This window comes from Salsipaludibacter albus (assembly GCF_019798055.1).
In the GTDB taxonomy this organism is placed as follows: domain Bacteria; phylum Actinomycetota; class Nitriliruptoria; order Nitriliruptorales; family Nitriliruptoraceae; genus Salsipaludibacter; species Salsipaludibacter albus.
Window position 1 is genome coordinate 14016 of sequence record NZ_JAHOPH010000006.1, and the last position, 26018, is coordinate 40033.

The 26018-nt window shown below is 72.0% G+C and carries 25 protein-coding genes; 9 read left to right on the plus strand and 16 right to left on the minus strand.

Annotated elements, in window-relative coordinates; genetic code table 11:
* Window positions 1–24: 24 nt before the first annotated feature.
* Window positions 25–768 (minus strand): succinate dehydrogenase cytochrome b subunit, encoded by a 744-nt coding sequence (locus KR546_RS05125; RefSeq protein ID WP_238443630.1) that lies wholly within the window; start codon window positions 766–768, stop codon window positions 25–27.
* 275 nt (window positions 769–1043) lie between these two features.
* Here KR546_RS05125 and KR546_RS05130 point away from each other — a divergent pair, with 275 nt between their 5' ends.
* Entirely contained in the window at window positions 1044–2303 is a 1260-nt protein-coding gene (locus KR546_RS05130) for a Glu/Leu/Phe/Val family dehydrogenase (RefSeq protein ID WP_238443631.1), read from the plus strand.
* Window positions 2304–2342: 39 nt separating this feature from the next.
* On the opposite strand, the gene KR546_RS05135 is transcribed toward KR546_RS05130, so the two are convergent.
* Window positions 2343–3248 (minus strand): hydroxymethylglutaryl-CoA lyase, encoded by a 906-nt coding sequence (locus KR546_RS05135; protein ID WP_238443632.1) that lies wholly within the window; start codon window positions 3246–3248, stop codon window positions 2343–2345.
* Between the two features lie 120 nt (window positions 3249–3368).
* Between KR546_RS05135 and KR546_RS05140 the strand changes: the two genes are divergently transcribed.
* The 5 genes from KR546_RS05140 to KR546_RS05160 are packed head-to-tail and all read left to right on the plus strand — an operon-like array spanning window position 3369 to window position 10088.
* Window positions 3369–4097, plus strand: a complete 729-nt coding sequence (locus tag KR546_RS05140) for a GntR family transcriptional regulator (RefSeq protein ID WP_238443633.1) — start codon at window positions 3369–3371, stop codon at window positions 4095–4097.
* The gene (locus tag KR546_RS05145) at window positions 4094–5320 is read left to right on the plus strand and encodes a CaiB/BaiF CoA transferase family protein (protein ID WP_238443634.1); all 1227 of its coding nucleotides are present in this window, start codon (window positions 4094–4096) and stop codon (window positions 5318–5320) included. The genes KR546_RS05140 and KR546_RS05145 overlap by 4 nt, the downstream gene beginning before the upstream one ends.
* A 57-nt stretch (window positions 5321–5377) precedes the next feature.
* The gene (locus KR546_RS05150; RefSeq protein WP_238443635.1) at window positions 5378–7477 is read left to right on the plus strand and encodes a hydantoinase/oxoprolinase family protein; all 2100 of its coding nucleotides are present in this window, start codon (window positions 5378–5380) and stop codon (window positions 7475–7477) included.
* Between the two features lie 2 nt (window positions 7478–7479).
* The gene (locus KR546_RS05155; RefSeq protein WP_238443636.1) at window positions 7480–9354 is read left to right on the plus strand and encodes a hydantoinase B/oxoprolinase family protein; all 1875 of its coding nucleotides are present in this window, start codon (window positions 7480–7482) and stop codon (window positions 9352–9354) included.
* Window positions 9351–10088 carry an isochorismatase family protein gene (locus tag KR546_RS05160; RefSeq protein WP_238443637.1) on the plus strand — a complete coding sequence of 246 codons (738 nt, stop codon included), beginning with the start codon at window positions 9351–9353 and terminating at the stop codon, window positions 10086–10088. The genes KR546_RS05155 and KR546_RS05160 overlap by 4 nt, the downstream gene beginning before the upstream one ends.
* Before the next feature lie 40 nt (window positions 10089–10128).
* On the opposite strand, the gene KR546_RS05165 is transcribed toward KR546_RS05160, so the two are convergent.
* From KR546_RS05165 to trpS, 6 genes are all read right to left on the minus strand, one after another.
* Window positions 10129–10497, minus strand: coding sequence for a glutaredoxin family protein (locus KR546_RS05165; RefSeq protein WP_238443638.1), 369 nt, complete (start codon window positions 10495–10497; stop codon window positions 10129–10131).
* A 123-nt stretch (window positions 10498–10620) separates the two neighbouring features.
* On the minus strand, window positions 10621–11196 hold the full coding sequence (locus KR546_RS05170; protein ID WP_238443639.1) for a TetR/AcrR family transcriptional regulator: 576 nt from the start codon (window positions 11194–11196) through the stop codon (window positions 10621–10623).
* The gene (locus KR546_RS05175) at window positions 11196–12056 is read right to left on the minus strand and encodes an ABC transporter ATP-binding protein (protein WP_238443640.1); all 861 of its coding nucleotides are present in this window, start codon (window positions 12054–12056) and stop codon (window positions 11196–11198) included. The genes KR546_RS05170 and KR546_RS05175 overlap by 1 nt, the downstream gene beginning before the upstream one ends.
* Complete coding sequence (locus tag KR546_RS05180) at window positions 12053–12871, minus strand: ABC transporter ATP-binding protein (protein ID WP_238443641.1); 819 nt, start codon at window positions 12869–12871, stop codon at window positions 12053–12055. The genes KR546_RS05175 and KR546_RS05180 overlap by 4 nt, the downstream gene beginning before the upstream one ends.
* A complete protein-coding gene (locus KR546_RS05185) occupies window positions 12868–13938 on the minus strand; it encodes an ABC transporter permease (protein WP_238443642.1) in 1071 nt (356 codons plus the stop codon). The genes KR546_RS05180 and KR546_RS05185 overlap by 4 nt, the downstream gene beginning before the upstream one ends.
* A gap of 256 nt (window positions 13939–14194) precedes the next feature.
* On the minus strand, window positions 14195–15196 hold the full coding sequence (gene trpS, locus KR546_RS05190) for a tryptophan--tRNA ligase (protein ID WP_238443643.1): 1002 nt from the start codon (window positions 15194–15196) through the stop codon (window positions 14195–14197).
* A gap of 255 nt (window positions 15197–15451) precedes the next feature.
* Between trpS and KR546_RS05195 the strand changes: the two genes are divergently transcribed.
* Both KR546_RS05195 and KR546_RS05200 read left to right on the plus strand, forming a co-directional pair.
* Window positions 15452–16606: a Na/Pi symporter gene (locus KR546_RS05195; RefSeq protein WP_238443644.1), complete on the plus strand. Its 1155-nt coding sequence runs from the start codon at window positions 15452–15454 to the stop codon at window positions 16604–16606.
* Between the two features lie 43 nt (window positions 16607–16649).
* Window positions 16650–17330 (plus strand): PhoU domain-containing protein, encoded by a 681-nt coding sequence (locus KR546_RS05200; protein WP_238443645.1) that lies wholly within the window; start codon window positions 16650–16652, stop codon window positions 17328–17330.
* Between the two features lie 149 nt (window positions 17331–17479).
* On the opposite strand, the gene KR546_RS05205 is transcribed toward KR546_RS05200, so the two are convergent.
* Together KR546_RS05205 and KR546_RS05210 are read right to left on the minus strand one after the other, a co-directional pair.
* On the minus strand, window positions 17480–18214 hold the full coding sequence (locus tag KR546_RS05205; protein ID WP_238443646.1) for a hypothetical protein: 735 nt from the start codon (window positions 18212–18214) through the stop codon (window positions 17480–17482).
* A gap of 102 nt (window positions 18215–18316) precedes the next feature.
* Window positions 18317–19702 carry a deoxyribodipyrimidine photo-lyase gene (locus KR546_RS05210; RefSeq protein WP_238443647.1) on the minus strand — a complete coding sequence of 462 codons (1386 nt, stop codon included), beginning with the start codon at window positions 19700–19702 and terminating at the stop codon, window positions 18317–18319.
* 195 nt (window positions 19703–19897) lie between these two features.
* Here KR546_RS05210 and KR546_RS05215 point away from each other — a divergent pair, with 195 nt between their 5' ends.
* The gene (locus KR546_RS05215) at window positions 19898–20671 is read left to right on the plus strand and encodes a glycerophosphodiester phosphodiesterase family protein (RefSeq protein WP_238443648.1); all 774 of its coding nucleotides are present in this window, start codon (window positions 19898–19900) and stop codon (window positions 20669–20671) included.
* An 11-nt stretch (window positions 20672–20682) separates the two neighbouring features.
* Here the strand turns inward: KR546_RS05215 and KR546_RS05220 are convergent, their stop codons facing one another.
* The 6 genes from KR546_RS05220 to folD all read right to left on the minus strand — a co-directional run bounded on the left by KR546_RS05220 (window position 20683) and on the right by folD (window position 25966).
* A complete protein-coding gene (locus KR546_RS05220) occupies window positions 20683–22098 on the minus strand; it encodes an MATE family efflux transporter (protein WP_238443649.1) in 1416 nt (471 codons plus the stop codon).
* Window positions 22091–22627 carry a CGNR zinc finger domain-containing protein gene (locus tag KR546_RS05225; RefSeq protein ID WP_238443650.1) on the minus strand — a complete coding sequence of 179 codons (537 nt, stop codon included), beginning with the start codon at window positions 22625–22627 and terminating at the stop codon, window positions 22091–22093. Before KR546_RS05225 ends, KR546_RS05220 begins: the two co-directional genes overlap by 8 nt.
* 127 nt (window positions 22628–22754) lie before the next feature.
* A complete protein-coding gene (locus tag KR546_RS05230) occupies window positions 22755–23246 on the minus strand; it encodes a PPOX class F420-dependent oxidoreductase (protein WP_238443651.1) in 492 nt (163 codons plus the stop codon).
* A 48-nt stretch (window positions 23247–23294) separates the two neighbouring features.
* The gene (locus tag KR546_RS05235) at window positions 23295–24284 is read right to left on the minus strand and encodes a malate dehydrogenase (RefSeq protein WP_238443652.1); all 990 of its coding nucleotides are present in this window, start codon (window positions 24282–24284) and stop codon (window positions 23295–23297) included.
* Window positions 24285–24384: 100 nt separating this feature from the next.
* Window positions 24385–24993, minus strand: coding sequence for a hypothetical protein (locus tag KR546_RS05240; RefSeq protein ID WP_238443653.1), 609 nt, complete (start codon window positions 24991–24993; stop codon window positions 24385–24387).
* A gap of 106 nt (window positions 24994–25099) precedes the next feature.
* Complete coding sequence (gene folD / locus KR546_RS05245; protein WP_238443654.1) at window positions 25100–25966, minus strand: bifunctional methylenetetrahydrofolate dehydrogenase/methenyltetrahydrofolate cyclohydrolase FolD; 867 nt, start codon at window positions 25964–25966, stop codon at window positions 25100–25102.
* Between the last annotated feature and the right edge of the window lie 52 nt (window positions 25967–26018).

Below are 26018 nucleotides of genomic sequence, written 5' to 3' on the forward strand. Positions count from 1 at the left end.
GAGCCGGGGGCGAGAGGGGTCCGGTCAGCCGACGATGCCCAGCTGGACCGCGATCGGGAAGCTGAGGTTGCCGCCGATGACGACGACCGTGAAGCCGACGGCCAGGGCACGCCGGTAGGAGTTGAACGTGCGGTTGTTCCACCCCATCGTCTGGAACATGCTCCAGATGCCGTGGTAGATGTGGACTCCCAGGGCCAGGTTCGCGACGAGGTAGAAGGCCGCGACGGCCGGTCGTGACAGCGACGCGACCAGGTTGGCGTAGGCGTCGCCCCGCTCCCAGGCCGGGTTGACGGCCTCGACGCCCCAGGTCAGGTCGGCCAGGTGGTAGCCGATGAACAGCAGCACGATCACGCCGGTCCAGCGCATGGTGCGGGCCGCGAAGTCGGCGGCGACGTAGTCACGCCGCGACTGGTAGTTCGTGCCGCGCGCCCGACGGTTCATCACGGTCAGGGCGTACGCGGCGTGGACGTGGACGACCAGTGCGGCGATCAGCGACAGCCGCAGGATCCACAGCATCACCGTGTGGGGCAGGATCGGGTACAGCAGGCCCTCGCGCAGCCATTCCGAGTAGGTGTCGAACGACTCGGCGCCGAAGTACATCTTCAGGTTGCCGACCATGTGGGCGAAGATGTAGCCCAGTCCCACGATCCCCGAGATCGCCATCGCGTACTTCTTGCCCAGCGCGGTGCCGTAGAGCTGGACGATCCAGGGCCGGTTGCGACCGGACTGGCCGGTCGGGGTCGACGTCGTCGGCGCGGCCGTGGCCATCACGATCCTCCTGCGGTCGTGCGCCCGGGAGGGGCCCGACGCGTGGGTCGTGGCCGGGCTGGGCGCTCGTCGGTGCTGCGCGACGACGATACCAGCGGCCCCGTGGCCCCATCCCGGACCGGGCGGGCCACCACCCCTGCCCGACAGGCTCGCGACCGAGTTCCCGGACGAGCCCCCGGCCGACCCCGTGGCGGGGGTGCGACCGGTCGCCCGACGGGCCGCGCCGCGCCCGCCCGGTTGGTTGACTGGGACCACATCGACCGAAAACACCATCCATGGACCTGCGCGATGACCTGACCCCGTTCGAGGCCGTCAACTACTTCTTCCACAAGGCCGCCGACATCGACAAGTTGTCGGACGCGGCGATCGCCGTCCTGACGGGGACCTACCGCGAGCTGCGGGTGCAGGTGCCGGTCCGGCGCGACGACGGGAGCCTGTCGGTGCACATCGGCTACCGGGTCCAGCACAACGGCGCGCGGGGCCCGTACAAGGGTGGGGTGCGCTTCCACCCAAGCGCGGACCTCGAGGAGGTGCGGGCGCTGGCCTCGCTGATGACGTGGAAGACCGCCCTGGTCGGCGTCCCGTTCGGCGGCGCCAAGGGCGGGGTGCAGGTGGACCCCACCGGGTTCTCCCAGACCGAGCTCGAACGTCTCTCCCGTCGCTACTTCGGCCAGATCGCCCACATCATCGGTCCCAACCGCGACATCCCGGCACCGGACATGAACACCAACGCCCAGGTGATGAGCTGGTTCATGGACGAGTACGGCCGCCGCCGGGGACACACGACCCAGATCGTGACCGGCAAGCCGCTGGCGCTCGGCGGCTCGGAGGGCCGCGAGGCCGCGACCGGCCGTGGCGTGGTGCAGGTGATGGACAGGGCGGTCGAGGTGCGGGAGCTGGGCGTCCCGCGTGACTTGACCCTCGCGATCCAGGGCTTCGGCAACGTGGGATCGTGGGCAGCCCGGCTCGCCGACGAGAAGGGCTACCGGATCGTGGCGGTGTCGGACATGTACGGCGCCGTGCACCACCCGGACGGCCTCGACGTGCCGGCCCTGGTCGCCCACGTCAACGAGTCCGGGTCCGTGACGGACTTCGCCGGCAGCGAGCCCATGGACCCCGCTGCCCTGCTGACCGCCGACGTCGACGTGCTCGTCCCGGCCGCCGTCGGGGAGGTGATCACCCACCACAACGCCGACGACGTCCGCGCCTCGATCATCGTCGAGGCCGCGAACAACCCGGTCACGCCGGTGGCCGACGCCGCCCTGACCGAGCGCGACGTGCTGATCGTGCCCGACATCCTGGCCAACGCAGGCGGGGTCACGGTGTCGTACTACGAATGGGTCCAGAACAACCAGGAGCTGTACTGGGACGAGACCGAGGTGAACGGCCGGCTCGAGCGCAAGCTCGAGAAGGCCTTCGACGACACCTGGAAGTTCTACACCGAGACGGGCGAGGCGGCGTCGATGCGCGAGGCGGCGTTCGCCCTGGCGGTCAACCGGGTCGTCGAGGCGGCCAGCCTGCGTGGCTACCTGTAGGACCGTCGGCGCGTCCTCCTCCGCGGTCCTGTGCGGTGCTCAGCCCGGGAAGGTGCCGGCACGACCCAGCAGGGCGGGTGGCTGCTCCTCCCCCAGCCGCGCGGTGATCCAGGCGGCCGGCACGGTCAGCGCATCGACGTCGAGGCCGGTGTCGAAGCCCGACCGGGCCAAGCCGTACACGAGGTCCTCGGTCGCGATGTTGCCGGTGGCGGCCGGGGCGAACGGGCAGCCACCGAACCCCCCGCTGGACGCGTCCAGGGCCGCCACTCCCGACTCGGCGGCCGCGATCGCGTTGGCGTAGCCCGTGTTCCGGGTGTTGTGGAAATGGGCGCGCAGGGCGATGTCGGTACGCGAGCGGACGGCGTCGACGAGGCGGCGGACGTCGGCCGGGACCCCGACGCCGATCGTGTCGGCCAGGGCCAACTCGTCCGGGTCGCCCTCCAGGACCGGGTCGACGACGGCCAGGACGTCGTCGGTGGACACCTCGCCGGCGAACGGGCACCCGAAGGCAGCCGACACGGTCACCGTGGTGCGCAGTCCCACGTCGTGCGCCCGCGCCATCATCCGGCGGGTCGCGGCGACGACGTCGGCCACCCCGGCGCCCTGGTTGCGTCGCGAGAACTCCTCGGTCGTGATGACGACGAGGTTGACCTCGTCCACCTCCGCCGCGATCGCCCGCTCGAGGCCCCGTTCGTTGAGGACCAGGCCGATGTGCGACACCGGCGAACCGTCGTCTGCCCGGCGGACGACGCCCGCCATCACCTCCTCGGCCCCGGCCATCTGTGGCACCCGGCCGGGGTGGACGAAGCTCACGGTCTCCAGTCGCCTGATCCCGGCGGCCACGAGTCGCCCGACGAAGTCGACCCTCGTCGGCGGGTCCAGGACGACGTCCTCGTTCTGCAACCCGTCGCGTGGCCCCACCTCGACGATCTCGATGGTGTCCATGCCGACCTCCTGACTATTGCATGCACTTTACTGTTCGCGAACTGCTGACAGGTCGATTCACGGTGCTAATGTCGACCTCACCACGAGGATTGCATGCACGTTGGCCGAGGAGGCAGTCGGGTGACCACGACGTCGACCGAGCGTGGATCGGTGGCCGACGCGATCCGCGCCCTGGTCGTGACCCGCGAGTTCCAGCCGGGCGACCGGTTGGCCGAGGCGGACCTCGCCGCGCGGCTGGACGTCAGCCGCACCCCGGTCCGCGAGGCCCTCCGGCAGCTCGCCGCCGACGGCATGGTCGAGCACGTCCCGAACAAGGGCGCCCGGGTCGTGGCCCTGTCCCCCGCCGAGCTCGAGCACGTCTTCGAACTGCGTGCACGCGTCGAGGGGACGGCGGCCAGCGCGGCAGCAGTCGGTGCCACCGGGGCCGAGCTGGACCGCCTCGACGAGCTCGCCGAGGAGATCGCCCGGCATGGCCTCCCCGGACCGGACCAGGCCCTCGACCGGGTCTACGGGTGCAACGCCGACTTCCACCTCCTGCTGGCCGAGTCCAGCCGCTCCAGCGTGATCGCCGCCAGCGTCCGCCAGTTGTTCCACACCGCCGCGACCGTGCGCACCTACCAGGGGTTCGACGAGGCATCGGTGCGACGCAGCGTGGCCCACCATCGGGAGATCGTGGCCGCACTGCGGGCACGGGACGGTGAATGGGCTCGCAGCACGATGCACAGCCATCTCGCCAACGCCCGTGCCGCCCTGTTGGGACCCCGACCGGTCGCTCACTCCCACGACACCGTCGACGCCCCACGCGACGACGGCGCCGACGACCCCGCCCCGACGAGGCCCCCATCGTGACCATCACCGAACCTGCCGCACCGGACGCCGAGACCCTGCCGCTGTCGGACCTGCGTGTCCTCGAACTCGGCCAACTCCTGGCCGGACCGTTCTGCGGGCAGTTGCTCGGCGACTTCGGCGCCGACGTCATCAAGCTGGAGGACCCGGGTCGTGGGGACCCCATGCGCCAGTGGGGGCGCGAGAAGCCCCACGGCCACTCACTGTGGTGGCCGGTCGTCGCCCGCAACAAGCGCTCCGTGACCATCGACCTGCGCACCGAGCAGGGCCAGGACCTGGTCCGGCGACTCGCCGCCGAGTCCGACGTCCTGCTGGAGAACTTCCGCCCCGGGACCCTCGAGCGGTGGGGCCTGTCCCCCGAGGACCTGTGGGAGGTCAACCCACGCCTGGTCGTGACCCGCGTCACCGGGTTCGGCCAGACGGGTCCGTACGCACCCCGGGCGGGCTTCGGGTCCATCGGCGAGGCGATGGGTGGCATCCGCCACGTGATCGGCGAGCCCGACCGCCCACCGGCGCGGGCCGGGATCTCGCTGGGGGACTCCCTGGCCGCGACCTTCGCGGCGCTGGGCACGCTGGTCGCCCTGCACCACCGGGAACGCTCCGGCCGGGGCCAGGTCGTCGACTCGGCGATCTACGAGGCCGTGCTCGCCATGATGGAGTCCCTGGTCCCCGAGTGGTCCGTCGCGGGCTACGAGCGTCAACGGACCGGGTCCGTGCTCCCCAACGTCGCCCCGTCGAACGCCTACCCCACTCGCGACGGCGAGATGGTCCTGGTCGCCGCCAACCAGGACTCGGTGTTCACCCGTCTCGCCGAGGTCATGGGCCAGCCCGGACTGGCGGCCGACGAGCGCTACGCCACCCACGGTGCCCGGGGCGCGAACATGGCCGAGCTCGACGACCTGGTGGCCTCCTGGACCTCGACGCTGGACGCCGACGACCTGCTCGAGCGGCTCCACGACGGCGGCGTCCCGGCCGGCCGGATCTTCCGCGCCAAGGACATGCTGTCGGACCCGCACTTCGCGGCCCGCGAGGCGATCGTGAACGTCGCCCATCCCGAGTTCGACCAGCTTCCCATGCAGAACGTCGTCCCGCGGCTGTCGGCCACCCCCGGCCGTGTCCGTGGGGTGGGCCCCGACCTGGGCGAGCACACCGACGAGGTCCTGACCGACCTGCTGGGCATGTCGCGCGACCAGGTCCGGGCGCTCCACGAGGCGGGCGTGGTCTGAGCCCGTCCCCCGGTCCCCCACGACCACCACCTGACCCACCAACGAAAAGGCACCACGATGGCATACCGGCTCGGCGTCGACGTCGGTGGCACGTTCACCGACGTCCTCCTCATCGACACCGACAGTGGGCAGACGTGGCGGCACAAGACCGCCTCCACGCCAGCGGACCAGTCGGAGGGGGTGCTGCGTGGCATGACGGCGGTCTGTACCGACGCCGGCGTGGGACTCGGTGACCTCGACGAGGTCCTCCACGGCACCACCGTCGCGACCAACGCGATCCTCGAGCAGAAGGGCGCCACGGTCGGCCTGGTGACCACCAAGGGGTTCCGACAGGTCCTGCAGATCGCTCGGTCGTTCGTGCCGGGCGGACTGGCCGGCTGGATCATCTGGCCCAAGCCGGAACCCCTGGCCGCCCTGGAACACACCGTCGAGGCGACCGAGCGGGTGGCCACCGACGGCACGATCGTCACCGAGCTGGACCTGGACGACCTCCGGCCGCGACTCGAACGGCTGCGCGACCGTGGGGTCGACGCGCTGTGCGTGTCGCTCATCAACAGTTTCGCCAACGGCGACCACGAGGAACGCATCGGCGAACTCGCCGCCGACGTGTTCGGGCCCGACGTGTCGATCTCGTTGTCGTCGCGGGTCCTGCCCGAACTGCGCGAGTACGAGCGGACCGTCACCACGGTCGCCAACGGCTACGTGCAACCACAGGTCAGCCGCTACGTCGCCAACCTCGCCGCCAGCCTGGCCGACGGCGGCCTCGACGGCCCGCTGTACATCCTGCGGTCTGACGGCGGGCTCGCATCGGCCGACGCGGCCACCGACCACCCGGTGAGCCTGCTGCTGTCGGGACCGGCCGGCGGAGTCACCGGCGCGGCATGGGCCGCCGCCGGGGCCGGCCACGACGACTTCCTGACCTTCGACATGGGCGGCACCAGCACCGACGTGGCACTGGTCCAGTCGGGCGAGCCACGGATCGGTCGCCAGACGCGGGTCGGCGACATGGAGGTGCGATCGGCCTCCGTCGACGTGCAGACGGTCGGGGCCGGTGGGGGATCGATCGCCCACGTGCCCGAGCTGACCCGGGCCCTGCGGGTCGGACCGCAGTCGGCGGGTGCGGACCCGGGACCGGCCGCCTACGGGACGGGGGGTGAACACCCGACGGTCACCGACGCCAACGTCGTCCTGGGCTACCTGCCGACGGAACTCGCCGGCGGCGAGATCGCCCTGGACGTGGAGGCCGCCCGCCGGGCCGTCCAGACCATCGCGGACGCGACCGACCTCGGCAGCGTCGAGGCGGCGGCCGAGGGCATCGTCGACATCGTCAACGAGAACATGTTCGGGGCCCTCCGGAAGGTCTCGGTGCAGCAGGGCATCGACCCGCGGGACTACGCCCTGGTCGCGTTCGGCGGCGCCGGTCCCCTCCACGCCAACGCACTCGGCAGGCTGATGGGTTCGTGGCCGGTGATCATCCCCCCGAGCCCGGGCGTGTTGTGCGCCTACGGGGACGCCACAACGGGACTGCGCGACGAGGCCGCTCAGACCCTGGTCCGCCAGTTCCACCAGACCTCCGACGACGAACTCGCCGAGGTGTTCGACCGACTCGCCGACCAGGCACGCGGGACCCTGCTCGAGGAGGGGGTGGCAGCCGAGGACGTCGAACTCGTCCACAGCGCCGACGTGCGCTACCACGGCCAGGGGTTCGAGATCCCCGTGACCGTGGACGACCGCGACGGCGGCCTGGACGCGATCGCGACCCGCTTCGACACGGAGCACGAACGGCTCTTCGGGTTCCTGCTCGACGGCAACGACCACGAACTGGTGACGGTCCGGGTCACGGCCCGCGGGCCACGTCCGGACGTGGCCGCCGAGCGGCTGGCCGACGGCGACGACCCGGTCGTGGCCAAGCGGGCCGACACGACGATCCGGGTCGAGGGCGCCGAGACCACGGCGGCCGTCTACGAACGCCAGGGGCTGGCCGCCGGCATGCGGATCGAGGGCCCGGCCATCATCACCGAGATGGACTCCACCACGCTCGTCCTGCCCGACCACGTCGCCGAGGTCCACGCCTCCGGCTCCCTGCTGATCACGCCGGTGGACCACGACCCGGGCGAGGCCGACACCGCCGCACCCACGACCGACCAGGAGGCCTGATCATGGCAACCATCATCGAGACCACCACCGACCCGGTCGAGTCCGTCGACGTCGACGTCGTCACCCTGGACCTGGTCGAGAACGCCCTGCGCAACGCGCGTTACGAGATGGACGAGGTCCTGTTCCGCACCGCGCTGTCCCCCGGCATCCGCGAGCAGCACGACGAGTTCCCCCTGATCGGCGACCCCGAGGGCAAGATGGTCGTGGGCCAGTTCGGGCTGTCGATCCCCGACTTCCTGGACAACTACGACGGCGAGATCCGCGAGGGCGACGTCCTGCTGACGTCCGACCCCTACGCCTGCGGCGCGGCGATCAGCCACGCCAACGACTGGCTGGTCGTCATGCCGATCTACCACGGCGGCCGGGTCGTGGGGTGGGCGTCGATGTTCGGGCACATGTCCGACGTGGGGGGCAAGGTGCCGGCGTCGATGCCCACCGACGCCCGCACGATCTACGAAGAAGGCGTGATCATCCCGCCCTTCAAGCTGTATCGCGAGGGCGAGCTCGCCGAGGAGTCGCTCGAGCTCATCCTGCGCCAGGTCCGCAAGCCGGACTGGAACCGCGCCGACCTCAACGGCATCGTCGCGGCCTGTCGCACGGCCGGGCGCCGCATCACCGAACTGTGCGACCGCTTCGGGGTCGAGACCTACCTGTCGGCGCTGGACGACCTGCTGCAGCGCAACCACGACGCGATGAAGGCACTGCTGGAACTGGTCTTCGAGGAGGGCAAGACCATCTCGTTCACGGACTACATCTGTGACGACGGGGTGGGCTACGGCCCGTACGAACTGAAGCTGTCGCTGACGCGCGAGGGCGAGAAGGTCACGCTGGACTTCACCGGATCGTCGCCCCAGGCGCGTGGGCCGATCAACTACTACATCAACGCCAACCTCATGAAGATGTTCTTCGGCATCTACATGATCACCGTCGCGGACCCACAGATCCTGTGGAACGACGGCTTCTACCCGCTGATCGACGTCGTCATCCCGGAGGACTCCTTCTGGAAGCCGAAGTTCCCGGCCGCGCTGTCGGGTCGCAACCACGGCATCGGCCGGGTGTTCGACCTGCTCGGGGGCCTGCTGGGACAGACCAACCCCGACCTGCTGAACGCGGCCGGGTTCTCCTCGTCGCCGCACTTCATGTTCGACGGGACCTACACCTCCGGCGAGGAGGCCGGCGAGACCTTCCAGCTGTACTCGATCGGGTTCGGCGGCATCCCGGGCCGGCCGATGGGCGACGGGCCCGACGGGCACTCGCTGTGGCCGTCGTTCAAGAACATCCCCAGCGAGTACCTCGAGTCCTACTACCCGCTGCGCATCGAGGTGTGGGAGACCGTCCCGGACTCCGGCGGCGCCGGGCTGCACCGGGGAGGCAACGGCGTGGACGTGGCGTACCGGTTCCTGGAGGACGGCGAGATCGCGATCCACGACGACCGCTGGCTGACCTACCCGTGGGGGGTCCTGGGAGGTGAACCCGGTGCACGAGGCACCAAGTGGCTGGAGCGTGCCGACGGCACGACGGAGGTGCTGCCCAGCAAGTGCCACGGAGTGCCGGTGCGCACGGGCGACCTCCTGCACTTCGTGACCTGGGGCGGCGGTGGCTGGGGCGACCCGCTGGAGCGGGACCCGGACCTGGTCGGCCTGGAGGTGCTGCGAGGGCTCGTGACCGTGGACGGTGCCCGGCGCTACGGCGTCGTGTGCGACGACGAGGGTGAGGTCGACGCCGACGCCACGGCGGCGTTGCGCGACGAACTGCGCGCGGACCGCGACGACGACCTGCCGGTGTTCGACATGGGCCCGCCCATGGAGGAGATCCTGGCCAACGCCCAGGAGGAGACGGGCCTGCCCGCCCCGCGGCCACCCGTCGCGGCCCCGTGAGCGACGAGCCAGCCGAAGGCCCGTGGTCCGACCGTCGGTCGGACCACGGTGCCGGCCACGACCGGTCGGGATGGGACACCACGCTGACCCCGGGTCGGCGGCCCGCGCTGCTGCTCGTCGACCTCGTCCGTGCCTACTTCGACGACGGAGGCGTGTTCGAACTGCCGTCGCGCGACGCCCTTTCGTCGTCGGCCAGCCTGCTGGCCGTGGCACGGGAAGTGGGCACACCCGTCGTCCACACCGGCGTGCGCTTCCGGCCCGACGGGTCGGACGGGGGCGTGTTCTTCCGCAAGGTGGGCGGGCTGGTCCATTTCGCCGGTGACGGCGAGCCCGGGCCCGAGGACCCCGCGGCATGGTGTCCCGAGGTCAGGCCGCGCCCCGAGGAGGTCACGGTCGTCAAGCAGATGCCCAGCGCATTCTTCGGGACGTCGCTGGCGGGCACGCTCACCGCCCTGGGGGTCGACACGGTGGTCGTGGGCGGGGTGTCGACGTCCGGGTGCGTGCGCGCCTCGGTCGTCGACGCGATGTCCCACGGCTTCGTCCCGCTGGTGGTCTCCGACGCCTGTGGTGACCGAACCGCGGGCATCCACGAGGCGAACCTGTCGGACCTCGCGGCCAAGTACGCCGAGGTCGTGGACGAGGCCACCGCGATCGCCTACCTGCGACGGACGGGCCGGGGCACACCGGCAGACGACGGCTCCTCCGGGGCCGGCGAGGTCCCCGGACCGGGCTGACGTCCGTGCCGTCGGTCCGGTTCCCGCCGGTGCCGTGGGTTCAGCCGCCGAACATCCGGTGGACGGCACGGCCCACGGCGCTGGGCTGGCGTGGCTCCCATCCCTCGGGCAGGTGCTCCGGGGCCACCTCGGCGACGGCGGCGAGCACGTCCTCGCTGCTGGGGTTGACCAGCGCCCGGTCGCCGACCAGCACGGTCGGCACGGTCTCGGTCCCGTCGGCCACCGATCGCACGGTCGCGGCGGCGTCGGGGTCCTCCCAGATGTTGCGGCGACGGTGGTCGAGCCCGGCCCGGTCGAGCGCGCGCAGCAGCCCGGAACTGAATCCGCATGCGGGACGCCAGAAGACGGTGACCGGCGACTCGTCCGTCGAACGGGTCGTGGGATCGGGCGTGGCGTCGGCAGGCGGCATGGACGGCTCCTGTGCGGTCGGCGCGGCTCCCTCGTCACAACCGCTGGGGGCCGGCCGTTCATTCCCCGCGTCGCGTCGCTGGGAGCGACGTGTCCCGACCGCCGTTGCCTGGCCACCCGGGCCTCACCCGAGGTATGCCTGCAGGCGGGGCCCGACCAGCGCCACGAGGTCGTCGACCGAGGCGGCCTCGAGGTCGGGGAAGCGGACGACGTAGCGCAGGACGGCGATGCCGATCAGGTGCGACGCGGCCAACGTCATCCGCAGCTCCGCGCCCTCACCGTCGAGTTCGCCGGCCAGCCGCCGGACCATGACCGTGCCGAAGAAGTCGCGCAGCACGGCAGCCCCCCGGTCGGTGGCGAAGGCGCCCCGGAGCATGGTCAGCAAGCCGTCGCGGGTCGTCGGGTCCTCCCAGACCTCGAAGAACGCGGCGGCCAGGCGCTCGCCCGCGCCGTCGACACCGGGCCCGATGATCCGCTCGGCGAACGCGGCCGGGGGCATCGGCAACCGGACCGCGGCCGCGAACAGGTCCTCCTTGGTCCCGAAGTAGTGGTGCACCAGTGCCGGGTCCACGTCGGCCGTGGCCGCGATCGCCCGGATCGTCGCCCCGTGGTAGCCACGCTCGGCGAACGTGGCCCGGGCCGCCGCGAGCACCTCTCCCCGCGTGTCGTTGTCCCCGGGTCGGCGACCGGCCCGCGCCATCAGGCTGCCGCCCGGTCGTGGCCCACGGCGGCGATGAACGCCTCCTCGAGGGTGGCCGGGACCTCCTCGAGGGTGGCGTCGGGCCCCAGCACCGCACGCACCGACGTCGGCGACGTCGCGATCACGCGCACGCGACGACCGGCGGGCAGCGCCACCAGCCCGGCCCCCTCCAGTCGGGCCAGTGCCGCCGCGACGTCGTCGGCCACGACCTCGACCACCATGTCGTCCCCGACCACCTCCGCGACGGTGCCGGCGGCCACCACGCGACCACGCGACAGCACCACCAGGCGATCGCACTGCTCCGCCTCGTCCATGTAGTGGGTGGTGACCAGCACGCCCGCACCGTCGTCGACCGTGTCGTGGATGGTGTCCCACAACTCGGACCGTCCGAGCGGTCCCACCCCGGAGGTCGGCTCGTCCAGCACGAGCAGGCGTGGCGCGTGGCCCAGTGCGGCCGCGAACGCGACCCGGCGGCGCACGCCGAGCGACAGGTCCCCCACCACGGTGTCGACCGCGGCGCACAGGTCGTCGTCCAGCCGCGCCGGCGCGACCCCGAAGGCGGCCGCCTGGAACGCGAGGTTCTCCTGGACCGTCAGGTCCGCGTACAGCCCGAGCCCCTGGGGCACGTAGCCCAGGTGGCGGCGCGCGGCGGGTGACGGCGGGCCCCCGAGCAGCTCGACGTGTCCCGCGGTCGGCGGGAGCAGGCCGAGCAGCATCCGGATCAGGGTGGTCTTGCCGGCCCCGTTGGCCCCGAGCAGCCCGACCACCTCGCCGGACGCCACGTCCAGGTCCACACCGTCGACGGCCCGGGTGTCCCCGAAGTCCCGTCGCAGGCCCACCACTCGCGCCAGCGCCGTCACGATCCTGCCTCCCGGCGGGCGATCGCCGCCGCCATCACCACGTCGTCCAGGTCCGGCTCCAGTTCGTGCTCGGGTCGCGCCCCGGTCGAGGTGTCCCGGTCCCAGGTACGCCAGCCCCGCCCACGACGCCACGACGGCCGGCGTGGGTCGCGCCGGTCGGTGGACACCAGGCGGCCCGGGAACGACGAGGTGATCTCGCGGGCCGTGCCGGTGACCAGCACCCGGCCGTGGTCCAGCACCACCACGTGGTCCGCGCGCTGGGCCTCGTCGAGGTAGGCGGTCGTGACCACGATGGCCGCGCCCTCCCCGGCGGCACGGGCCAGCAGGCGCCACACGTCGGCACGGCTGATCGGGTCGAGCCCGGTGGTCGGCTCGTCCAGCACGAGCAGGTCCGGGCGCGGCAGCATCGCCATCGCCACGGCGAGCTTCTGGCGCATCCCACCCGACAGGTCGCCGGCCAGGCGGTCCGTGACCTCGGCGAGGTCCGTGACGGCCACCAGCTCTCGCGTGCGACCGTCGAGGTCGGCGCCACGCCCACGGCTGGCCGCGACGAAGGCCAGGTTCTCGGCCACGGTCAGGTCACGCCACGTCCCGGCGGACTCGGGCTGGTAGCCCAGTCGGGCGCGGCCGGGCCGCCGCACCCTGCCGCCGTCGACCGGGACCAGGCCCACGAGGACCCGGGCCAGCGTGGACTTGCCGGCACCGTCGGGACCGATCACCGCCTCGACGCGTCCGGGAGCGACCGTGCAGTCGACCCCGTCGAGGGCGATCGTGTCCCCGAAGCGGACCTGGACGCCGTCCAGGCCCCAGCTCACGACGTCACCTCCGCCGGCACGTCCTGTCGGCGGGCAGGGTCGAGGTCGGTGTCCCCCGGCCCGGCAGGTCGCAGCTCGGTGTTGAAGCGCCACACGGCCAGCGTCGACACGACCACGGCCATCAGGGCCAGCACGCCCAGCGGCAACGCCAGCGCGGACAGCGGGGCGTCCTTGAGCATGACGCCACGTGCGAGGACGTTGAACCAGGTCAGGGGCAGGAGGTAGCCGATCCATCGCACCCCGGCCGCCATCGAGCTCAGCGGGAAGATCAGCCCCGACAGCAACACCTGCGGCAGCACGGTCATCAAGGCCAGCTGGATGGCCTGGCCCTGGTTGTCCGACACCGTGGAGATGAGCACGCCGATCCCCAGCGCCGTGAACAGGAACAGCAGCGACCCGATCGCCAGCCACGCCGGGTTGCCGTTGAACGGCACGCCGAACAGCCAGCTGCCCACCCCCAGCACGACCACCAGGTCGACGCTCGCCACCACGAAGTAGGGCGCGACCTTGCCGACGAACACGTCGGAGGCGCGAAGCGGCATCACCGCGAGCTGCTCGAGCGTGCCGGCCTGGCGCTCGCGCACGACGCCCAGGGAGGTGATGAGCGACCCGACGAAGACCAGGATCAGCCCGCCCAACCCCGGCACCAGCACGGCCGAGGTCTCCAGGTCCGGGTTGAACTCCACGACCACGTCGATCGACGGACCGCCGGCGGCGGCGATGCCCGCGAACGCCTGCTGGGAGGCCTGGGCCGTGAACAGCTCGGAGCCGTCCACGTGGGCGGTGGGCGTGCCGCCCTCGAGCGCGATCGCCACGTCGGCGTCCCCACGTCGCAGGACGTCGACCGGGTCGTCGTCGGTCGCTGCCAGCACGGTGAACGGCTCGGGCAGCTGCTGGGCGGCACTCGCCACCTGGTCGCCGACCGGGACCACCCGGATCTCGGCCACGTCGAACCGGGCCGCGTAGCCGAACACCACCAGCAGCAGGACGGGGAGCACGACCATCATCGCCAGCGTGCGCCGGTCCCGACGAACCTGTCGCATCTCCTTGAGGACCATCGCCCACATGCGCACCCCACTCCCGGGTCCTCATTTCACCCGGCGTTGAATTCATCCGTGGTTGAATTCTACGGCCACACCCCACCGTGTCAAGCGTCGGTTGGGGAGTTGCGCCCCGCCAGCAGTGCAGAATCCGACAACCGACCTGGGCACGTCCGTCGTCTGGACGTCGGTTGGGGAGTTCCGCCCCGCCAGGAGTGCAGCATCCGACAATCGACCTGCTCGGGCACGGCCGAGCGTGCGGCCGGCCCAAGGGGGAGGGAGCTCAGGCGGGGAGGAAGCCCATCGCGTCCTTGGCGGCCGCCAGGCGTGGCGCACTGACCTCGCGGGCCTTGGCGGCCCCGTCGGCCAGGATGCGCTGCATCTCGCCCGGGTCCGCGGCCAGCTCGGCGTGGCGCTCCTGCATCGGACGCAGCAGTTCGACGACGGCCTCGGCGACCGCGCCCTTGAAGGTGCCGTAGCCGGCGTCGGCGTACTCCTCGACGAGGTCGTCGATCGACCGACCGGTCGCGGCCGACATGACCTCGAGCAGGTTGGAGATGCCGGCCTTGTCGGCGCGGTCGTAGGCGACGTCGCGGCCCGAGTCCGTCTGTGCGGACCGGACCTTCTTCAGGATCCGGTCCGGGTCGTCCTGGAGGTTGATCCGGCCCTTGTCGGAGTCGGCCGAGGCCGACATCTTCGCGGTCGGGTCCTGCAGGTCCATCACCCGCGCCGCGGCTTCGGGGAAGATCGCTCGGGGCAGCACGAACACGTCGCCGTAGCGATGGTTGAACCGCCCCCCGATGTCGCGGGCGATCTCGATGTGGTGACGCTGGTCCTCGCCGACCGGGACCTCGTCGGCGTCGTAGAGCAGGATGTCGGACGTCTGGAGCACGGGATAGGTCAGCAGCCCCGCGGTGACCTGCGCGTGCTTGCCGGTGACCCGCTCCGACTTCTCCCGGTACTGGGGCATCTTCTGGAGCTCGCCGACCCCGGTCACGGACGAGAACAGCCAGGTCATCTCGGCATGGACGTCACCGAGGTGCGACTGGACGAACAGCGTGGACCGGTCCGGGTCCACCCCGGCGGCCACGAACTCCATGGCGAGCCCCAGGGTCCGGTCGGCGAGGATGGCCGGGTCGTGGCCCATCGTGATCGCGTGCAGGTCGACGACGCAGTACGTGACGTCGGCGGTGTCCTGCATCCGGACCCAGTTCACCAGTGCCCCGAGGTGGTTGCCGAGGTGCAGACCGCCGGTCGGCTGCATACCGGAGAAGACACGAGTCATGGACGACGACCTTGCTCGGGGGTGGGCTGGCATTCAACCACGCGCGCAGCATCGCGACCAACCGGCCACCGGGCGACCGCGTCGGGCCTGGCGGGCAGTCCGGTGGTCGAGCAGGGCTCCTGAGACGCACGTCGGTGCAACGCGGGCCCACCACGGCGGTCCTCGGGACGAAGGGTCTGAGGTTCCGGCGCCTGTGGCGAATCGGGTCGCGGTAGCGTTGCCGGCACATTGCCGGCCGGTTGACGACGGGTGAACGTGCACGACAGGACCAGCGTCCCGCCCGCCATGCGATCGGCCGATCCCGGACTGCCGACGTGGCTGCGCGGTGTCCTGGTCGGGTTCCTCCTGTACGGCTTCCTGGTGGGGGTGTCCCTGCTGGAGTCGGGCATCGAGACGTTCGGGTCCGGCTTCCAGGACGGCCTGATCGAGTCGGTCAGCAACCCGATCGCCGGACTGTGCGCCGGGATCCTGACCACCGTGCTGGTGCAGTCCTCCTCGGTGTCCACGGCCACGATCGTCGGGCTGGTCGGGTCCGGGACGCTGTCGGTCGAGGCCGCCGTCCCCATGGTCATGGGGGCCAACATCGGCACCACGGTCACCAACACCCTGGCGTCGCTCGGCCACGTCCGGCGGGTCGACGAGTTCCGCCGTGCGTTCGCCGGCGCGACCGTGCACGACGTCTTCAACGTGATGGCCGTGGCACTGCTGCTGCCACTCGAGCTCGCCACCGGGATCCTGTCCCGCGCGGCGACCTCGCTGGCCGACGTCCTGGTCGGGATGGGCGTGCAGGGCGGGAGCACGTCCAGCCCCGTCAAGCAGGCCGTCGGCGCACCGGCCGACGCGCTGACCGACCTGCTGTCCCGGGTGCTGTCCGGCATCCCGCTCGCGATCGTGCTGGTGGTGCTCGCGCTGTCGATCGTGTTCGTCTGCCTGACGTTCATCACCCGCAACATGCGCCAACTGGTCGCGGCCCGGGTCGAGTCGGCGATGAACCGGTTGATCGGCCGGGGCGGCGGGATCATGGGCATCGTGGTCGGCCTCGTCGTGACGGTGCTGGTGCAGTCCAGCTCGATCACCACCTCGATCCTGGTCCCGCTGCTGGGCGCCGGGGTCCTGACCCTGGCCAACGCCTTCCCGATCACGCTCGGGGCCAACGTCGGCACCACCGTGACCGCCCTGCTGGCCTCGTTGGCGGTCGACCAGGAGGCCGGGCTCGTGATCGCCCTGGTCCACACCCTGTTCAACATCGCGGGCATCCTGCTGATCTATCCCGTCGAGCGCGTTCGCCGGCTGCCACTGGGCACGGCCGAGTGGTTGGCGAAGGAAGCCGTGGACCACCGCAGCATGATCGTGGCCTACATCATCGGACTGTTCGTCGTGCTTCCGACCCTCGGGCTGGTGCTGCTGTGACCCCCGACCGGCCCGGCCGACGCTGAGCGAGAAAGGCACTCCCATGCACCTCTTCGGATCGCGAGGCGATGCCGACGGCCTCGACACGGTGGAAGCCCAGCTGTCGGCGATGCTGGCCGACGACGCCACCTCGCTGGGGCTGGCGCGGGCTGCCCTGTTCGAGGGCGCCTCGGTCGGCGAGGTCCGTCCCCGCCTCAAGGAGACCGACCAGCGGGTCAACGCCGGCGAGCAGGAGGTGCGACGGGCGCTGGTCGTCCACATCGCCGTCGCCGGGGCCGCGGACTCGCCTGCACTGCTGACCTACATGAGCATCGTGAAGGACGTCGAGCGGATCGGTGACTACGCCAAGAACCTCATGGACCTGGCCCGCATGGGGGTGGACTTCTCCCGGGTGGAGGACCGCGCCGACCTGCTCGGGGTCTACGACGCCGCGGCGGCCGTGGTACCCGACGCCGCCGAGGCCTTCGCCGCGCGCGACGCCGCGGGGGCCCGGACCGTCCTGGCCCGGTGTGAGGAGTTGCTGGCGGTGTGCAACCGCGCCGTCGAGGCTGCGGCGGCGTCGGACCGCCCCGGCCACGTCGAGGTGCCCCGGGCGCTGCTGCACCGCTATCTCAAGCGGGTGGTGGCCCACAGCACGAACCTGCTCTCGGCCGTGCTGATGCCGGTCGACCGGCTGGACTACTTCGACGAGGACGAGCGCGAGCCGGACGTCGACCCGGCCTGAGCACCCGACGGTGCCCGACCCCCCGAGGGTCGGGCACCGTGGGTGTCTCGGTGGCCGGCGGCACGTCGTCGACGGGTCGGACCCGTCGGGACGGCTCGGCCGACCACCGGTGACGGGAGTCGCCCCCCGGTGACTCCCGAACCTGTGGGTCAGGTGGTCTGCAGCATCGATTCCTCGACCGTCGGCACGTCGCTGGGCGTGTCCTGGTCGGAGGAGTCGTCCCGGGGGGCGTCGCCGTCGTCGGACCCACCGCGCCAGTCACCGGGGGCGTGATCGCCCGGGCCGTGGCCGCCGGGGCCGAGGCCCCAGCCACGCTCGCCGAGCGCCTCGCCGGCCCACTCGCGCAGGGCGTCGAGCGCCTCGCGCTGCTCGTCGGTCAACTCGTCGAGCATGCCCGGCCCGGGCCGTTGCCCACCGGCGAAGAGGTCGGCCAGGGCGTCGGCCTGCTCCTGGGTGAGCGCCTCCTCCTCGACCGCCTGGTCGAGCCGGTCGCCCATTCGCTCGGCGATCTCGGCCTTGTGCTCCTCGAGCGTGGCGGCGAAGTCCTCGGTCCAGCGCTCACGGATGCGGTCGATGGCATCGGCCACCTCGTCGGCCTCGAGCCCGAGCTCGTCGGCCAGCTCCTCGGCGAAGTCGTCCGACAACTGGTCGACCATCGGGCCGAAGTGACCGGGTCCGCGGTGCCGACCCGGTGCGACCGACTCCTCGGAGGCGTCCCGGTCCGACGGCTCGGCCGACGGCGCCACACCGGGTTCGGCCTGCTCGGACTCGGTGGCCGTCGCGGCGGCTGGCGGGTCGGCGATCTCCTGGGCGATGACGGGCACGACGGCCAGGCCCAGGGCGCCGGCGGTCGCGAGGGCGACGGTGGTCCGGGGGTGTCTCACGTCAGCGGTCTCCTGCTCGGTGGGTCGGTGCACGTGACGGTGGCCCGCGTCCCTGTGAACGGCCTGAGGACTCCCTGAGAGTTGATCGGCCGTCCGCAGTCCCTACTCGCCGGCGATCTCCACGCCGGACAGCTCCTCAACCAGGGCGACGTAGGCGTCGACGTCGAACTTGCGCTCCAGGCCCGACCGGGTCATCGTGCGGACCTTGCCGAAGACCGGGCGTTCCTGCCAGGCGCGGTCGTGCAGCCCGTAGCACCATGCCACCCCGACCGCGGAGTTGGGGTCGCGCCCGTCCAGCAGGAAGCGGTCGTTGATCTCGCGCGTCACCCGGAAGCCGTACTCCGGCGTGTTGGTCCACCGCAGGATCTGCTTGCCCCAGTACATCCGCATGTAGTTGTGCATGTAGCCCGTCTCGCGCAACTCGACCTGCGCGGCGTTCCAGGCCCGGTCGTGGGTCGCGGCGTCGACCAGCTCGCCCCGCGTGTAGGTCACCTCGCGGTCGTCGTCCCGGTGCTCGGCCAGGGTGGTGCGCGCCCAGTCCGGCAGGGCCGAGAACGAGTCGTGGTCGTCGGTGAACCAGCAGTAGTTGTGCGACAGCTCGCGGCGGACCACCAGCTCCTCGACGAAGTCGTCGACGTCGGCGGTCGGGGCGTCGGCCCCGCGGGCGGCCAGGACGGCATCCAGCGGCGACAGGTGCCCGAAGTGCAGGTAGGGCGAGAGGTACGACACCTGCATGTCGGCCGGCTGGTTGCGCCCGTCGGAGTACCCGTCGAGCCGCTCCTCCACGAACCGGCGCAGCACGGCCGCCGCCTGCTCCTCGCCGCCGTGGAGCCGGTCGACCGGTCCGACGTCGGTGTCACAGTCCAGGTCCGCGACGACGCGGGCCGGATCACCGACGTCGATCGTGTCGGTGCTGCCCTCCCAGGCGTGGTCGACCGACGTGGTGAGCAGCTCGACGGTGAAGTCGTCGAGGTGCTCGTGGATCCGGGGTCGGATGGTGCGGGCCGCGTACTGGCGCTTGTCGGTCACGACGTCGACCGGGACGACCAGGTTCGTGTCGACCTCGACGGCCTCGACGTCGAGGTGCCGGCCCAGGCGGGTGCGCCACCGACGCGCCTCGACCAGGTAGCCCCGGTCCACGACCACGCTGGCGGCCGCCGACGCGGCGTCCAGGGCGACCTCCAGCGGCTCGCCGTGGCGCACCGCGAAGCCGATATCGCGACGGGCGAGGTTGGTGGCCACGTCGGCCAGGCCCTCGGCCAGGAAGGTGAACGACCGGGCGGTGGCCGAGGGATAGTCGTCCCACAGCCCGAACACCACGAGCAGCGGGAGGTCGAGGTCGTTGGCCCGCTGGACCGCGTACTCCAGGGCGTGGTTGGACCGGGTCCGGGCGGCGGCCTGCATCCAGTACAGCACGTGGTCGCCGTCGCGCGGCTCGTGGTCGTTGAGCCGTCGCAGGCGTCGGTCGTCGATCAGCGAGGTGGCCACGGTCACCTTCCGGCGAGGGGAGCGTTCACGCTATCCCCACCCCGCGGGCACCGACCCACCGATCGACGTGGCTGGGGACGACGACGCAGGGCCCCGGCTTCGGCCACACTCGGTGGAGGACCCGAAGAGGAGGATCGTGGCCGACCGACCGGCACTCGACCGTCACCCGGGGCGACGCCTGCCGCGGACCGCCTCGTGACGGCGCCCGGCTGGGCACCGACCGGCCGCGCGATCGGGCTGGCCCACCGGGGCTTCACCACCGAGGGCCTCGAGAACTCGATGGCGGCCTTCGCCGCGGCGGTCGAGCTGGGCTTCACACACGTCGAGACCGACGTCCATGCGACCGCCGACGGCGTGCTGATGGCCTTCCACGACGACACCCTGGACCGGGTCACCGACCGGGAGGGCCGGATCGCCGACCTGCCCCACGCCGACGTGGCCGCGGCCCGGATCGGTGGTCGCGAGCCGATCCCGACGCTCGAGGAGGTGCTGCACACCTGGCCCGACCTCCACCTCAACATCGACGTGAAGGCCGACCACGCCGTGGGCCCGACGGTCGAGGTGATCGACCGGCTCGGGGTGCACGACCGCGTGTGCATCGCCTCGTTCGACGATCGGCGGCGTCGGGCGGTGCTGGACGGCCTCTCGGCGCGCGTGGCCTCCTCCGCGGGCACCGCCACGGTCCGGGCGTTCCTGCTCGGCCACCTCCTGCCGGGATCGCGGCTGGTGCGTCGCGCACTCACCGACGTCGACCTGCTCCAGGTGCCGGAACGGGCCGGCCGCGTGCGCGTCGTCACCCCCGCCACGGTCGAGGCCGCCCACGACGCCGGCGTGGCCGTGCACGTGTGGACCGTCAACGACCGCGCGGACATGGAACGGCTGCTCGACTGGGGCGTCGACGGGATCGTGTCGGACCGGGCCGACGTGCTCCGGGACGTCCTGGCCGAGCGCGGCCACTGGCCGGGGTGACCCAGCCGGGGTCAGCCGGGCTCGGGCAGTCCGGTCCCGGCCGGGGCGATCCGCAGATCGCTCGGAAGCCAGGCGTCGGAGCGGGCCCGGACCAACAGGGGCAGGCCCCGCAGCAGCATCACGACCTCGTAGGAGATCCACAGCCACAGCAGTCCGGCACCCAGGCTGACCCCGACCTGTGCCATGATCGCCCCCAGGACGGCACCGGCGACGGTCCACGAACGGATGAATCGATAGTCCTCGGCGCCCATCAACAGGCCGTCCAGGACGAACACCAGGCTGTGCAACGGCATCGCGACGGCCGGCAACCACCACGCCGTGGCGACCAGCGCCACGACCGCCTGGTCGCCGGTGAACACCGCGACGAACCAGGGCTGCCCGACCAGGAGGACGACCCCCAGCACGACCCCGACGCCCACGGCCCAGCGCAGGGCATCGGTCACGGTCGCCCGGACCAACCGGGGCTCCCGGGCGCCCAGCGCGGTCGACAGCATGGTCTGGGACGCGACCGCGAGTCCGTCGAGCAGGAAGGACAGGAGGAGGTAGACCTGCCAGATCACCTGGTGGGCGGCGGCGACGTCCGCACCGGCCCGGGCTGCCGCGGCGGTGATCACCGCGATGCCGCCGACCAGTCCGGCGGTGCGCAGGAACAGGTCACGGGACACCACCGCGAGGGCCGCCACCTGGGCCCGGTCGGGCAGCCCGTGGCCCAGCAGGTCCAGCCCCAGCCGTCGCGTCGCCATCACGGCCAGCCAGGCCGCGGTGATGACCTCGGCCACGACGGTCGCACTGGCGATCCCGACCAGGTCCCACCCCAGCCCGAACACCAGGACGACGTTCAGGGCGAGGTTGACGAGGTTGGCGACCAGCACCACCAGCAGTGGACGGCGCGTGTCACCGGCCCCGCGGAACGCGCCGTGGCCGACGAATCCCAGCAGCATGAACGGGATGCCGATCGCACGGACCCGCAGGTAGGCCGCCGTCGGCTCGACCAGCTCCTCGACGGCCCCGGCGAACCGCACCAGGGGCGTGGCGAACACGAACGCGACCACCCCCGCGAGCAGGCCCAGGGCCAGGGCCACCACGGCGGCGTGGGCCACGCGACGCCCGGCGGCCTCGCGGTCGCCCCGTCCGAGTGCCCGGGCGACGGTGGAGGTGGTCCCGAACACCAGGAAGTTGAACACCCACGTGACCGCGGCCAGCAGCGAGGTGGCCAGTCCCAGCGCGCCCAGCTCGACCGTGCCGATCCGCCCGGCGATGGCGGTGTCGACCACGCCCAGGATCGGCTCGGCCAGCAGGGTCAGCGTGGCCGGGATCGCCAGCTGCAGCAGGCGTCGACGACGTTGCCGCGAGGTCGTGGGCAGCGCGGTCGGGGGCCCGTCCGCGGCGGGACGCTCCGATGTCCCCGGGTCGGGGTGCTCAGGCATCCTGCCGGGCCCGGTGGGCGGCCACGTGGTGGCGGGTCGAGCAGGTGGTGGTGCAGAAGCGTCGACGTGCGTTGCGCGACGTGTCCACGAACACGCGGTCACAGTCGTGGGCGTCGCAGGTCCCCAGCCGCAGCCGGCCCCCGTCGCACAGCACTGCCGCCAGCCCCATCAGGCAGTTCGCCCGCAGGCGCACCACCGTCGAGGCACGATCGGGTTCCACGTGCAGGTGCGGTCCACGGTCGCCGTGGGTGGAGATCCGGGGTGCCATGGGCGTGCCGGCCAGCAGGTCGTTGAGGAGCGCGATCGCCGTGTCGAGGTCCGGGGTGCCGAACACCGGGTGGAGGTCGGTGGCCAGGGCGCGGAACTCGTCGACCGAGCCGTCCGGGACCTCCAGGGCGAGGTCGTGCTCGGCCAGGAGTCGCTGCACGTCGGACTCGTCGGCCGCGCCGGCATCCGCGTCCGTGACGAGCAGGTTGACCAGGTCGGCCGCCTGCTCGCCCGCCGCGTTCGCGTAACGATCGAAGTCCATGTCAGCCCTTGCGTCGCCGCAAGGATACGTATGGACTCAGTCGATCACAACCCTTACACCGACCAGCCGTGGGACCGTGCCCGTGGCGGGGCGGGCGAACGGTCGCCGCACCGCCGGTGGTGCGAGGTCACTCCTGGGCGTCCAGTCGCTCGGCGACCTCCGGGGGGAAGCCGCCGGTCGCGATCGGGCCCCAGCGATCAGGCATGATCCGCAGCAGGGACTTGCCCTGCCGGACCATCGCCTCGCGGTACTCGTCCCAGTCGTCGTGCTCGCCGGCGATGCACCGGAAGTACTCCACCAGTCCCTCGACCGCGTCCTCATCGGGCGTGTCCAGGACCTCCGCCGTGCCGTCCACCTGCACCCAGGCGTCGCCGAAGTCGTCGGACAGGAACACGACCGAGACCTCGGGGTTCGCACGGGCGTTGGCGGTCTTCGCCCGCTGTGGATAGGTCGCGACGACGATCCGGCCGTCGGTGTCGACCCCGGCCGTGACCGGGGACGCCTGCGGCCGACCGTCGGACTGGCGGGCCGTGATCACGATCGCGTGGTGACGATCGGCGAGGAACTCCAGCAGTTCGTCGTGACTCGGCCGGTCGGTGGTGGCGACGGAGCGGGGCATCGAGGATCCTCGGTCGAATCGGGGTGATCGGGGCCGTCGAGCAGCCGGTCAGAGCATGTCGGCGACGGCCTCGCGCTCCTCCTGCAGTTCGGCGACCGTGGCGTCCAGGCGCTGCTGGGCGGCGTCGCTCAACTCGATGCCCTGGACGATCTCGTAGGTCCCGGCGCCGTCGGTCCGGACCGGGAAGCCCGAGATGATCCCCTCCGGCACGCCGTACGAGCCGTCGGACGGCACCGCCATCGACACCCAGTCGCCGTCGGCGGTCGCCTCGCCACCGGCCCAGTTGGCGACGTGGTCGACCAGGGCGTTGGCGGCCGACGCGGCCGAGGAGGCACCGCGGGCGTCGATGATCGCCTTGCCGCGCTGCTGCACGGTCGGGATGAACTCGTCGGTGAACCACGCGTCGTCGCCGATGACCTCGGGCGCCGGCGTGCCGCCGATCAGGGCGTTCTCGTAGTCGGGGACCATCGTGGGCGAGTGGTTGCCCCAGATCGCGAGGTTGGTGACCTCCTGGACCGGGACGCCGGCCTTCTGGGCGAGCTGGGTCGCGGCGCGGTTCTGGTCAAGTCGCACCATCGCCGTGAAGCGCTCCAAGGGCACGCCCTCGGCGTTGGCCGAGGCGATCAGCGCGTTGGTGTTGGCCGGGTTGCCCACCACGGCGACCTTGACGTCGTCGGCCGCGTTGGCGGCGATCGCGGCGCCCTGTCCCGTGAAGATCCTGCCGTTGTCGGCCAGCAGGTCGGCGCGCTCCATGCCCGGTCCGCGGGGCTTCGCGCCCACCAGGCACGCCATGTTGACGTCGGTGAAGCCCTCGTCGGCGTCCGCCGTGCGCACCATGTCGGTCAACAGGGGGAAGGCACAGTCGTCGAGTTCCATCGCCACACCCTCCAGGGCGCCCAGCGCGGGCTCGATCTCGATCAGGTTGAGGGCGACGGGCTGGTCGGGGCCGAACATCTGCCCCGAGGCGATCCGGAACAGCAGGGCGTACCCGATCTGGCCGGCGGCACCGGTCACGGCGACACGGACGGGGGCGGACATGGGAGCTCCTTGGCTCAACGAAGACGTTGCCTCCAGCCTAGGTGCCGGCCGCGCCTCGGCCCCCCGCCGTCGTCCCCCGAACGGCCACGCCCGTCCCGGGTCAGGAGTCGGCGACGGTGCCGTCGAGGATCGAGCGTGGGCCGAGCTCGCCGGACAACTCGACGGTGGTGGCGAGGTAGACCGCCTCCTCGGTGCAGATGTCGACGTCGGGCTCGCGCCCGGTGAGGACGGTCAGCGTGACCGCCTCGTCGGTCTCGTCCACCTCGACGTGGTCCAGGCCGTAGCAGTCCTGGTTGCCGCCCCACCACGTGACGGTCAAGGCGGTCTGGTCGTCGTTGGGCTGGACCTCGACCCATGGCACGCCCGTGACGTCGACCAGGCCCTCGCGGGGCTCGACGACCTGCGGCTCGACGTCGGCCGGCGGCGCGGCCGGGTCGGCCGACGGGATGTCGGCACACTCGGTCGCACCTTCCAGGCAGGTGTCGGCGAACCCGCCACCGTCGGGCAGCGCGCTCGGTGGCACCGTGACCATGTCCTCGCAGTCGGGCTCGCCCTCGGCGCACATCCCCGCGACCTCCGGTGGCGCACTCTGGACGGTCGGCACGGGGCTCGGCGCGGCCGCGGGATCGTCGGCGGCCTGCTCGGTCGCGCAGCCGGCCAGGGCCAGCACGGGCAGGGCCAGCAGGAGGACGAGGCGACGGACGGTCATGCGGGGACTCCTCGGTCATGTGCCCGGTCGACCCGGGTCGTCGGTCGTGGGACGCCTGGGCGACCGCGACGGTTGCGCGGCCGGTCGGGGGGGTCGACCGTCCGGCTCAGGCACGGCCACCGCGACGGGCGCGGGCAGCCTCGAGGGTGTTCTGCATCAGCATCGTCACGGTCATCGGACCGACGCCACCGGGCACGGGCGTGATCGCCGAGGCGACCTCCGACACACCGTCGAAGTCGACGTCGCCGACCAGCGAGCCGTCGTCGTCGCGGTTGGTGCCGACGTCGATGACGACCGCGCCGGGCGCCACCATGTCGGCGGTGATGAGCCCCGTGCGACCGGCGGCGGCGACCACCACGTCGGCCTCGCGACAGACCTCGCCGAGGTCCCGCGTCCGCGAGTGGGCGATCGTCACCGTGGCGTCGTGGCCCTTGAGGGTGAGCATGTTGGCCAGCGGGCGTCCAACGAGGTTGGAGCGCCCGACGATCGTGATCCGCGCACCGGCGGTTTCGACCCCTGCCTCCTCGAGCAGCAGCAGCACGCCGTAGGGCGTGCAGGAGAAGAAGGTGGGGTCGCCGACGGCCAGTCGACCGGCCGTGTAGGGGTTGAGGGCGTCGACGTCCTTGGCCGGGTCGATCAGCTCCTGGACACGACCCGGGTCGAGGTGGTCGGGCAACGGCAGCTGGACCAGGATCCCGTCGATGGCCTCGTCGGCGTTGAGCTCGGCGACGACCGACTCGAGCTCGTCCTGGCTCGTGTCGGCCGGCAGCTCGACCTGCCGCGAGAGCATCCCCAGCTGCTCGGACGCACGGTGCTTCATCCCGACGTACACCGTCGACGCCGGGTCGTCGCCGACGATCACGGCGGCCAGCCCGGGCGTCACCCCCTCATCGGCCAGTGCGGTGACCTCCTCGGCGATGCGCTCCCGCACCCGTGCCGCGAGCGCCTTGCCATCGATGATCCGTGCCGCCACGCCGTTGCTCCTGGTCGGGTCCCGGGGCACCACCGGATCCTAGGACCTCCCC